Raw genomic sequence first — 10,252 nt, 5'->3', positions numbered from 1 at the left:
GTTGATAGGCCGGATCTGGAAGCCAGGTAACTGGTGGAGGTGACCGGTACTAATAGGCCGAGGGCTTGTCCTCAGTTGCTCGCGTCCACTGTGTTAGTTCTGAGGCAACGAACAGTTGCCGGCTAGAGCTGAACACACAATTGAAGAGTGTGCTTGTTCGCTCGAAACCATTAGGGTTTCGGTGGTCATAGCGTGAGGGAAACGCCCGGTTACATTTCGAACCCGGAAGCTAAGCCTCACAGCGCCGATGGTACTGCAGGGGGGACCCTGTGGGAGAGTAGGACGCCGCCGAACAATCTTTGGAGGACCCCTGGTCACCAGCGTTCAGCTGGGACCAGGGGTCCTTTTCTTTTTTCCGGAGCGCACCGGGTACCCGGCTTGCGCGAGAATGACTTGCGGTACCGAAGACAGGAGTCACCATGTCCACCAACTCTCCCGGCGACCGATCGGAGCGCGACCCGCGGCGGCGGGACAGTGGTGACCGCGGTGACCGCCGTCCCTACCAGGGCGGTCAGCGTCGTGACAACGACCGCGGTGACCGGGGCGGTTACGGCCGCCGTGACGACCGCGATGCCCGCGGTCCCCGCCGTGACGACGACCGCGGTGGCTACGGTCGCCGTGACGACCGCCGCGACGACCGCCGTGATGACCGGGGCGGGTTCCGGGGCCGTGACGACCGTGACCGTGGATTCCGCCGTGACGACCGGGCCGAGCGCCCCGAGCGTGGTGGCTTCCGGCGAGATGACAACCGAGGCGACCGCGGCGGGTTCCGTGCCCGCGACGACCGGAAGGACGACCGTCGCGACGGTCAGCGTTCCGACTTCCGTCGTGATGACCGCCGGGATGACCGGCGGGGCGGGGAACGTCCTGGCTTCCGTCGTGATGACCGTCGGGACGATCGTCGTGGCGGTGACCGGCCGGACTTCCGTCGTGATGACCGCCGTGATGACCGCCGTGATGACCGTCGTGGCGGCGACCGGCCGGACTTCCGCCGTGACGACCGTCGGGACGACCGGCGAGGTGGTGAGCGTCCCGGCTTCCGTCGTGATGACCGCAGTGATGACCGCCGTGGCGGTGACCGGCCGGACTTCCGCCGTGACGACCGTCGTGGCGGCGACCGCCCCGAGTTCCGCCGTGACGACCGTCGGGACGACCGCGGCGGGTTCCGCCGTGACGATCGTCGTGGCGGTGACCGCCCCGAGTTCCGTCGTGACGACCGTCGGGACGACCGGCGAGGTGGTGAGCGTCCCGGCTTCCGTCGTGATGACCGCCGGGATGACCGCCGTGACGACCGTCGTGGCGGTGACCGGCCGGACTTCCGCCGTGACGACCGTCGTGGCGGTGACCGCCCCGAGTTCCGCCGCGACGATCGTCGTGACGACCGCGGCGGGTTCCGGGGCCGTGACGACCGCGGCCGTGACGACCGTGGGCGTGGCCCTCGTCGGGATGACCGCGGTGGTCGCCCCGGCGGCTTCCGGGGACGGGATGACCGTAGGGACGACCGCCGTGGCGGTGGCCGCTTCCGGGACGAGCGGGACCGGGACCGGGAGCCCATCAAGCGGCTGCCGATCCCCGAGGACGTCACCGGCGAGGAGATCGACAAGGACGTACGGCAGGAGCTCCAGAGCCTGCCGAAGACGCTCGCCGAGGATGTCGCCAAGAACCTGGTGATGGTCGCCCGGCTCATCGACGAGGACCCCGAGGGTGCCTACGGCTACTCCAAGGTGGCCCTGCGTCTGGCGTCCCGTGTCGCGGGCGTACGGGAGGCCGCCGGGTTCGCCGCGTACGCGAACCAGAAGTACGGCGAGGCGCTCGCCGAGTTCCGGGCCGCGCGGCGGATGACCGGCAACGTGGACCTGTGGCCCGTGATGGCCGACTGCGAGCGTGGGCTCGGGCGGCCGGAGAAGGCGCTGGACATGGCCGGGGCGCCTGACGTGCAGAAGCTCGACAAGGCCGGGCAGGTCGAGATGCGGCTCGTCGCGGCCGGTGCCCGGCGTGACATGGGGCAGCTGGACGCGGCGATCGTGACGCTCCAGAGCCCCGAGCTGGCCTCCAACTCCGTTCAGCCGTGGACCGCGCGCCTGCGCTACGCCTACGCCGACGCGCTGCTCGCCGCCGGCCGGCGGAGCGAGGCGCGGGACTGGTTCGCCAAGGCCGTCGAGGCCGACCGGGACGGCAGCACGGATGCCTCGGACCGGCTGGCGGAACTGGACGGCGTGGAGTTCGTCGACGCGCTCGACGGGAGCGAGGACGAGGGTCAGGGCGGCACCCAGGACGGCGACACCGACGGCGACACCGACGGCGACGGCGACGACAACGGCGACGACGACTGACGTACGCGCAGCGACAGGGCGGGATCTCCTTGGGGGTCCCGCCCTTCGCCATGCCCGACGCCGGGACGCCGGAAGACGTCAGAGATCCAGCGCCCGCAGCACCAGGCCCGACGCCGGTTTCGGGCCGAACGACGTCGACTTGCGGGGCATCGTCACGCCCTGCCGGGCCAGGTCGCGGACGACTTCCTCGCGGACCGGGTGCAGCAGGACCGCCGTGCTGCCGTCGCCTTCCGCCTTGGCGACCGTGGCCTCCGCGTCGTGGATGTAGGCGATGTGCGCGGGAGAGTCCTCGGGGACGTGCCAGACGTGCTCGAGGAGCGTGGCGTGCAGAACGGTGGCGTCGAGGGTGCGCCAGGCGGCCGGGCGGTCCGTGGGGACCGTACGGGCCAGGAGGTCCTGGTCCGGGCGGTCCACCAGGTGGAAGGCGCCGTCGCCGGCGAGCAGGAAGGCGTTGCCCGCGCAGGCCGCGTCGGCGAGGCTCGCCAAGGCCGCGGGCAGCGGTTTCTCCAGGCGGGTCACGCGGAACAGACCGTCGAGGGCGGACAGCGCGTCGGCGACCGGCAGGCCGTGCAGCAGGCGGTGAATGGCACGGACGCGGAGCGGATAGCGGACCGTGTCGACCAGGAGGACCAGGCCGTGGTCCCAGGGGCTCGGGGAGAGGTGCTCCGCGCGTAGAAGCCGGTAGGTCGCCCAGCGGTGGTGGCCGTCGGCGATCAGCGCCTGATGGCCGGCCAGGTCCGACTGGACGAGAGCCAGCTCGGCGGGGTCGGTCACCGACCAGAGGCGGTGGTGGAAGCCGTCCTCCGTGGTCGTCGACAACAGGGCGGTGCGTTCGGCGGTGCGTTCGATCACCTCGGCCGTCACGCCGTTGCCCCGGTACGTCAGGAGGAGTGGCTCGAGGTTCGCGCAGGTCGCGCGCATCAGGGCGGCGCGTTCCGCGACGACGGGCGGCATGACGTCCTCGTGCGGCAGGACCACCCCCTCCGACGGATCGGAGACGCGCAACGCGCCGATGAGGCCGCGCTGGAGCATGCCCTCGTCGTCGCGCTGCTCGTAGACGTAGAGGCCCGGTTCCGGGTCGGCGGCCAGGATGCCCTCGGCCAGCCAGCGGCGCAGCGTGTCGGCCGCCTGTTCGGTGCGGGCGCTCGGGGTACCGGCCTGGGGAAGGATCAGCCGGACGATGTTGTACGGGTCGGCGGACTGGAGGTGGTGCAGGCCGTCGGGGCGTACGACGACGTCGTACGGCGGGGAGGTGACGGCGGCCAGGCTGCCGACCCGCTCGGGGTCGTAGCGAAGGCCTCGGAACGGGGCGAGTTCCAGGCCCCGGCGCGCCGTTGCCTCCGAGTGACCTGCAGTGTTCATCCCGGCATCGTACGTGTGTCAGTGGCGTGCGGCATGATCGGGGGAAGAGCGATCGAACGAGGAGCGATGCGGAATGAGCCAGGGCGTCAGGACCCGGCCAGAGGGCAGTGAGCGCCCCCTGAGCAGCGCGTACGACACGGCACTGCTCGACCTGGACGGGGTGGTGTACGCGGGTGGGAGCGCGATCGCGCACGCCGTCGACTCGCTGGCGGTTGCCCGGGACGGGGGGATGCATCTGGCGTACGTCACCAACAACGCGCTGCGGACGCCGGACGCCGTGGCCGGGCATCTGACGGAGCTGGGCATACCGACGGGGGCCGGTGACGTCATCACCTCGGCGCAGGCGGTCGCGCGGCTGATCAGCGAGCAGGTGCCGGCGGGTGCGCGGGTGCTGGTGGTCGGCGGTGAGGGGCTGCGGGTGGCGCTGCGCGAGCGTGGCCTCGAGCCGGTGGAGTCGGCGGACGACGACCCGGCGGCGGTCGTGCAGGGGTACGGCGGGCCCGAGCTTCAGTGGGGGCGTTTCGCGGAGGCGTCCTACGCCGTCGCGCGCGGGGTGCCCTGGTTCGCGTCCAACACCGACCTGACCATCCCCAGCGGGCGGGGTATCGCGCCGGGCAACGGCGCGGCCGTGCAGGTCGTACGGATCGCGACCGGCGCCGAGCCGCAGGTGGCGGGCAAGCCGCTGCCGCCCATGCACCGGGAGACGATCCTGCGCACGGGCGCCGAGCGGCCGCTGGTGGTCGGGGACCGGCTGGACACGGACATCGAGGGGGCCTTCAACGGGGACGTCGACTCGCTGCTGGTCCTCACCGGCGTGACCGACGGCGCCCAGCTGCTCGCAGCGCCGCCGCAGCACCGGCCGACGTATGTGGACGCCGATCTGCGCGGGCTGCTCACCGGACAGCCGGAGGTCACGGAGGCGGGCGGCGGCTTCCGCTGCGGCGGCTGGACGGCGCGGGCCGGGGACGGGCGGCTGGAGCTGGAGGGCGAGGGCGAGGCGCTCGACGGACTGCGGGCGCTGTGCGCCGCGGCCTGGACTGCGGCCGGCGACGGCTCCTGCGAACTGGACGGGGAGAAGGCGCTGGCGCGACTCGGACTCTGAACGCGGGAAGGAGAGCGGGTACCACCACGGGATCGAGCTCGGATGCGAGGGTAGGCTAACCTAACCACGTGTTGGTCGACAGTCCCCCCGAACAGCGCGCGGATGCCGCCCCCGCGCCCCCAACCCGCCGGGCGGTACGGTCCCTTGGACTCCTGGTCGCGGTCGCGATCCTGGTGCTGGTCACCTTGGCGAGCATCGCGATCGGTGCGAAAGAGCTGTCGCTGGACCAGGTCTGGCACGGCCTGTTCCACCACACGGGGACGTACGGCGACGTGGTGGTCGACGAGCGGCTCTCGCGCACCTTCCTCGGACTCCTGGCCGGTGCCGCGCTCGGCCTGTCCGGTGCGGTGCTCCAGGCGCTCACCCGCAACCCGCTGGCCGACCCCGGGCTCCTCGGTATCAACGCGGGTGCGTCGGCCGCGGTCGTCACGGCCATCACCTACCTGGGCGTCACCAGCCTGACCGGCTATGTGTGGTTCGCGTTCGTGGGCGCCGCGGCCGTCGGGGCGCTGGTGTGGTTCCTCGGCGGCAGCCGGGGAGCGACGCCGGTACGGCTCGCGCTCGCCGGTACGGCGATCAGCGCCGCGCTCTACGGTTACCTCCAGGCCGTGATGATCACGGACGACGCGGCGCTCGGCAAGATGCGGTTCTGGACGGTGGGTTCGCTGTCCGCGGCCACCGACTCGACCATCACGCAGGTCCTGCCGTTCCTCGGCGCCGGCACGGTCCTCGCGCTGCTGCTCGCCCGGCCGCTGAACGCCGTGGCGATGGGCGACGACACCGCCCGAGCCCTCGGCGCCAACCTGGGCCGCACCCGCGCCCTGGCCATGCTCGCCGCCACCGTGCTGTGCGGGGCCGCGACCGCCGCCTGCGGCCCGATCATGTTCGTCGGCCTGATGGTGCCGCACGTCGTGCGCTCCTTCACCGGCCCCGACCTGCGCTGGATCCTGCCGTACGCCACGGTCCTCTCACCCGTGCTGCTGCTCGGCGCCGATGTCATCGGCCGGATCGTCGCCCGGCCGGCGGAGCTCCAGGTCGGCATCGTCACCGCGATCATCGGCGGCCCGGTCTTCATCTTCCTGGTCCGACGGCGGAGGACGGCGCAGCTGTGAGCACCCATGAGAAAAGCCCCGCGGTCCGTGCCCTGCGCACCCCCGGAGGGCTCTCCGTCCGCGTGGACGTCCGCGCGCTGACCGTCGTCGTCCTGCTGCTGCTCGCCGCGCTCACCGCGAGCGTCCTGCTGATCGGCACCGGTGACTTCCCGATCTCCGCCACCGACGTCCTCAAGACGCTGACCGGCAACGGCAACCAGATCCAGGAGTACATCGTCCGCGACCTGCGCCTGCCGCGCGTCCTGGTCGGCCTCCTGGTCGGTGCCTCGCTCGGCCTCGGCGGCGCCCTGTTCCAGTCCGTCTCCCGCAACCCGCTGGGCAGCCCGGACGTGCTCGGCCTCTCCCAGGGCTCGACGGCCGGGGCGCTCGTCGTGATCGTGCTGCTGTCCGGGAACGCCACCGAGGTCACCGTCGGCGCGCTGATCGGCGGCCTGGTGACCGGGTTCGCCGTCTACCTGCTCGCCTGGAAGCAGGGGGTGCACGGCTACCGGCTGGTCCTGGTGGGCATCGGCGTCTCCGCGATCGTCACGGCGGTCAACGGCTACCTGCTCACCAAGGCCGACCTGGTCGACGCGGCCCGCGCGGTCGTGTGGATGACCGGCTCCCTCAACGGCCGTGACTGGGACCAGGTCTGGCCGCTGTTCGCCCTGTGCGCGGTGCTCGTACCGCTCGTCCTCGCCAACGCGCGCGGCCTCAGGGCGATGGAGATGGGCGACGACGTCAGTTACGCCCTCGGGGTGCGGGTGGAGCGGGTACGGCTGGTGCTGATGGTCTCCGCCGTACTGCTGACCGCCGCGGCGACCGCCGCCGCGGGGCCCGTCACCTTCGTGGCGCTCACCGCGCCGCAGCTCGCCCGGCGCCTGACCCGTTCGCCGGGGCCCAACCTGGTGCCCTCCCTGTGCATGGGCGCCACGCTGCTGGTCACCGCCGACTGGGCCGCACAGCGCGCCTTCGGCGCCGACCAGCTGCCCGTGGGCGTGGTCACCGGCGTCCTGGGCGGCCTCTACCTCCTGTGGCTGCTGGTCACCGAGCGCAGGGCGGGCCGGATATGAGCACCACCCGCCACACCACCGGCGAGACGAACAACCGAAGGAGCCCTGTGAACCGCCTGTCCGCCGAGAACGTCACCCTCGCCTACGACCAGCGCGTCATCGCCGAGCAGCTGTCGGTGGAGATCCCCGACAACTCCTTCACGGTGATCGTCGGCCCGAACGCGTGCGGCAAGTCGACGCTCCTGCGGGCGCTGTCGCGGATGCTCAAGCCCAGCGAGGGCCGGGTGCTGCTCGACGGGCAGGTCGTCCAGTCGATGCCCGCGAAGAAGGTCGCGCGGACGCTCGGTCTGCTGCCGCAGTCGTCGATCGCGCCGGACGGGATCACCGTCGGTGACCTGGTGGGCCGCGGCCGGTATCCGCACCAGGGGATCCTCAGGCAGTGGTCCGCCGAGGACGAGCGGGTGGTGCAGGAGGCCATGGCGCAGACCGGGGTCGCCGAGCTGGCCGACCGGTACGTGGACGAGCTGTCCGGCGGTCAGCGGCAGCGTGTGTGGATCGCGATGGCGCTCGCCCAGCAGACCCCGCTGCTGCTCCTCGACGAGCCCACCACCTACCTGGACATCCAGCACCAGATCGACGTCCTCGACCTGTGCGCCGAGCTGCACGAGACCCAGGGCCGCACCCTGGTCGCCGTCCTGCACGACCTCAACCACGCCGCCCGGTACGCCACCCACCTCGTCGCCCTGCGCGGCGGCCGGGTGATCGCCGAGGGCGCGCCGGGCGACATCGTCACGGCCGAGCTGGTCGAAGAGGTCTTCGGGCTGCGCTGCCAGGTCATCGACGACCCGGAGACGGGCACTCCGCTGGTGGTGCCGGCCGCGCGCAAGGCACGCGAGCGGGTGAGCGCGGCCGGCGCTACAGAAGCTTCCTGAGCCGGAACAGGTCCAGCAGGCTTGCTTCCAGCTTGACCCGGCTCGACCCCCATGCCTTCGCGAAGTTCAGCTCGCCGCCGACCATCGCCACCAGGTCGTCGCCGGTCATGGCCAGCCGGATCTGGGCCTTCTGCGGTGGAGGGCCCTGAAGGGTCTCGTCGATCTCGATCCGGCCGCCGGTGAGCCGGCCGACGAAGGTGACGTCCAGGTCCGTGACGTGGCAGCTCACCGAGCGGTCCATGGCCGCGGCCGCGCGGACGTCGCCCTCGGCACCCTGCATGTTGTCCGAGAGCTTTTCCAGCGCTGCCCGGCACTCATCGATCGTCGCCATCGCGATCGACGGTACCGCAGCGCTTCGGGGTAGCGTCGGGGCATGAGCGACAGCGACTCCGTGCCCCGGGCCGAGGCGGGCGAGGAGGCGGAGGCTCCGGTCGAACTCGAGTACGATCCGGCCGCCCCCGCGCCCCTGAACCTTGCCCGCACCCCCACCGGCAACGCCGAGGTGGACGCCCAGCTGGATCGGCTGGCCGACGCCGACCACCTCGCCACCAACGGGCATCTGGAGGTGTACGAGGATGTACACAGGGGGCTGCGCGACGCGCTCACCGCGCTCGACGCCCGCCCGGGACCTCCGGCGCCCCCGACGCCGTACCAGAGCAGGAGCTGAACCGAACGTGGCAGGAGTCGCACGCCGCCGTCTGGACGCGGAGCTGGTCCGCCGGAAGCTCGCGCGCTCGCGCGAGCACGCCAGCCAGCTGATCGTCGCCGGGCGGGTCACTGTCGGCAGGACCGTCGCGACCAAGCCGGCCACGCAGGTGGAGACCGCCGCCGCGATCGTCGTCGCGACCGACGACAGCGACCCGGAGTACGTCTCCCGGGGCGGCCACAAACTGGCCGGCGCGTTGCAGGTCTTCGTCCCCCAGGGGCTGGTCGTCGAGGGGCGGCGGGCGCTGGACGCCGGCGCGTCCACCGGGGGCTTCACCGACGTCCTGCTGCGGGCCGGCGCCGCGCAGGTCGTCGCCGTGGACGTGGGATACGGACAACTCGCCTGGTCTCTCCGGAGCGATGAACGCGTCACCGTCAAGGACCGTACGAACGTACGCGAGTTGACGCTTGAAGCGATCGATGGGGAACCTGTGGATCTTGTCGTGGGCGATCTGTCCTTCATCCCGCTCGGGCTGGTGCTGCCTGCCCTGGCGCGGTGCGTGAAGGCGGACGCCGACCTGGTGATGATGGTCAAGCCGCAGTTCGAGGTGGGGAAGGAACGGCTGGGCAGCGGGGGTGTCGTACGGAGTCCGCAGCTGCGGGCGGACGCCGTGCGGGGCGTGGCCGAGAAGGCGTGGGAGCTCGGACTCGGGGTGAAGGGTGTCACCGCCAGTCCGTTGCCCGGGCCCTCCGGGAACGTCGAGTACTTTCTGTGGCTGCGTGCCGGGGCGCCCGCTCCGGACGCGGCCGATGTTGACCGTGCAGTGGCGGAGGGGCCGCGTTGACACAGAACCGAGCTCGTACTGTTTTCCTGCTCGCGCACACCGGGCGGCCGGCGGCCATCCGCAGTGCCGAACTGGTGGTCAAGGGGCTGCTACAGGCGGGCGTGGGCGTGCGGGTGCTCGAGTACGAGGCGCGTGACCTGCCGCTGCCCGAGGAGGTGGAGCTCGTCGAGGAGGCGACCCCGCAGAGCCTCGACGGCTGCGAGCTGCTCATCGTGCTCGGCGGCGACGGGACGCTGCTGCGCGGCGCCGAGTTCGCCCGGGCGTCCGGCGTGCCGATGCTCGGCGTCAACCTCGGCAGCGTCGGGTTCCTCGCGGAGGCCGAGCGGGACGACCTCGACAAGGTCGTGGACCGGGTGGTGACGAAGTCGTACGAGGTCGAGGAGCGGATGACCGTCGACGTCGTCGTGCACCGCAACGGCGACATCGTGCACACCGACTGGGCGCTGAACGAGGCGGCCGTGCAGAAGGCGGGCGCCGAGAAGCTGCTCGAGGTCGTGCTGGAGATCGACGGGCGGCCGGTGACCGGCTTCGGCTGCGACGGCATCGTGCTGTCGACGCCGACGGGGTCCACGGCGTACGCGTTCTCCGCGGGCGGGCCCGTGGTGTGGCCCGAGGTGGAGGCACTGCTGATGGTGCCGATCAGCGCGCACGCGCTGTTCGCGAAGCCGTTGGTGACCTCGCCGAACTCCGTGCTCGCGGTCGAGGTGCTGCCGCACATCCCGCCCGGGGTGTTGTGGTGCGACGGCAGGCGGACCGTCGAGCTGCCGCCCGGCGCGCGGGTCGAGGTGCGGCGCGGGGCTGTGCCGGTGCGGCTGGCCCGGCTGCACCACGCGTCGTTCACGGACCGGCTCGTGGCGAAGTTCGCGCTGCCGGTGTCCGGATGGCGGGGGGCACCTCACTAGACCTCCACCCGCCCGGGTGACAGGGCA

11 protein-coding genes and 1 rRNA gene are annotated in these 10,252 nt (G+C 72.0%); 10 read left to right on the top strand and 2 right to left on the bottom strand.

Features of this window, described 5'->3' with window-relative positions:
* Positions 1-177: 177 nt before the first annotated feature.
* The 3 genes from rrf to ACWGJM_RS04960 all read left to right on the top strand — a co-directional run bounded on the left by rrf (position 178) and on the right by ACWGJM_RS04960 (position 2,333).
* Positions 178-294 (top strand): 5S ribosomal RNA (gene rrf, locus ACWGJM_RS04970).
* Positions 295-486: 192 nt separating this feature from the next.
* Entirely contained in the window at positions 487-1,671 is a 1,185-nt protein-coding gene (locus ACWGJM_RS04965) for a hypothetical protein (RefSeq protein ID WP_453410264.1), read from the top strand.
* Positions 1,563-2,333 (top strand): hypothetical protein, encoded by a 771-nt coding sequence (locus ACWGJM_RS04960; RefSeq protein WP_453410263.1) that lies wholly within the window; start codon positions 1,563-1,565, stop codon positions 2,331-2,333. The genes ACWGJM_RS04965 and ACWGJM_RS04960 overlap by 109 nt, the downstream gene beginning before the upstream one ends.
* Positions 2,334-2,411: 78 nt before the next feature.
* On the opposite strand, the gene ACWGJM_RS04955 is transcribed toward ACWGJM_RS04960, so the two are convergent.
* Entirely contained in the window at positions 2,412-3,695 is a 1,284-nt protein-coding gene (locus ACWGJM_RS04955; RefSeq protein WP_453410247.1) for a DUF1015 domain-containing protein, read from the bottom strand.
* Between the two features lie 73 nt (positions 3,696-3,768).
* Here ACWGJM_RS04955 and ACWGJM_RS04950 point away from each other — a divergent pair, with 73 nt between their 5' ends.
* The 4 genes from ACWGJM_RS04950 (at position 3,769) to ACWGJM_RS04935 (ending at position 7,833) form a co-directional block, all read left to right on the top strand.
* Positions 3,769-4,797, top strand: a complete 1,029-nt coding sequence (locus tag ACWGJM_RS04950; protein ID WP_453410246.1) for an HAD hydrolase-like protein — start codon at positions 3,769-3,771, stop codon at positions 4,795-4,797.
* 68 nt (positions 4,798-4,865) lie between these two features.
* Positions 4,866-5,909: a FecCD family ABC transporter permease gene (locus tag ACWGJM_RS04945; RefSeq protein ID WP_453410245.1), complete on the top strand. Its 1,044-nt coding sequence runs from the start codon at positions 4,866-4,868 to the stop codon at positions 5,907-5,909.
* Positions 5,906-6,961: a FecCD family ABC transporter permease gene (locus ACWGJM_RS04940; protein ID WP_453410244.1), complete on the top strand. Its 1,056-nt coding sequence runs from the start codon at positions 5,906-5,908 to the stop codon at positions 6,959-6,961. The genes ACWGJM_RS04945 and ACWGJM_RS04940 overlap by 4 nt, the downstream gene beginning before the upstream one ends.
* Entirely contained in the window at positions 6,958-7,833 is an 876-nt protein-coding gene (locus ACWGJM_RS04935) for an ABC transporter ATP-binding protein (protein WP_453410243.1), read from the top strand. The genes ACWGJM_RS04940 and ACWGJM_RS04935 overlap by 4 nt, the downstream gene beginning before the upstream one ends.
* Here the strand turns inward: ACWGJM_RS04935 and ACWGJM_RS04930 are convergent.
* Positions 7,817-8,164 carry a sterol-binding protein gene (locus tag ACWGJM_RS04930; protein ID WP_453410242.1) on the bottom strand — a complete coding sequence of 116 codons (348 nt, stop codon included), beginning with the start codon at positions 8,162-8,164 and terminating at the stop codon, positions 7,817-7,819. The two genes, ACWGJM_RS04935 and ACWGJM_RS04930, sit on opposite strands and share 17 nt — an antisense overlap.
* 42 nt (positions 8,165-8,206) lie before the next feature.
* Here ACWGJM_RS04930 and ACWGJM_RS04925 point away from each other — a divergent pair, with 42 nt between their 5' ends.
* The 3 genes from ACWGJM_RS04925 to ACWGJM_RS04915 are packed head-to-tail and all read left to right on the top strand — an operon-like array spanning position 8,207 to position 10,225.
* A complete protein-coding gene (locus tag ACWGJM_RS04925) occupies positions 8,207-8,500 on the top strand; it encodes a hypothetical protein (RefSeq protein WP_453410241.1) in 294 nt (97 codons plus the stop codon).
* 7 nt (positions 8,501-8,507) lie between these two features.
* Positions 8,508-9,323 (top strand): TlyA family RNA methyltransferase, encoded by an 816-nt coding sequence (locus ACWGJM_RS04920; RefSeq protein WP_453410240.1) that lies wholly within the window; start codon positions 8,508-8,510, stop codon positions 9,321-9,323.
* On the top strand, positions 9,320-10,225 hold the full coding sequence (locus tag ACWGJM_RS04915) for an NAD kinase (RefSeq protein ID WP_390737088.1): 906 nt from the start codon (positions 9,320-9,322) through the stop codon (positions 10,223-10,225). The genes ACWGJM_RS04920 and ACWGJM_RS04915 overlap by 4 nt, the downstream gene beginning before the upstream one ends.
* The last annotated feature ends 27 nt before the right edge of the window (positions 10,226-10,252 follow it).

The organism is Streptomyces sp. NPDC054834 (genome assembly GCF_053611185.1).
This window is presented reverse-complemented; position numbering and strand designations above follow the sequence as displayed.

Coding starts and splice junctions, on each gene's coding strand:
- ACWGJM_RS04955 (WP_453410247.1), bottom strand. CDS start 3,695: ATGAACACTGCAGGTCACTCGGAGGCAACGGCGCGCCGGGGCCTGGAA.
- ACWGJM_RS04950 (WP_453410246.1), top strand. CDS start 3,769: ATGAGCCAGGGCGTCAGGACCCGGCCAGAGGGCAGTGAGCGCCCCCTG.
- ACWGJM_RS04935 (WP_453410243.1), top strand. CDS start 6,958: ATGAGCACCACCCGCCACACCACCGGCGAGACGAACAACCGAAGGAGC.
- ACWGJM_RS04930 (WP_453410242.1), bottom strand. CDS start 8,164: ATGGCGACGATCGATGAGTGCCGGGCAGCGCTGGAAAAGCTCTCGGAC.
- ACWGJM_RS04925 (WP_453410241.1), top strand. CDS start 8,207: ATGAGCGACAGCGACTCCGTGCCCCGGGCCGAGGCGGGCGAGGAGGCG.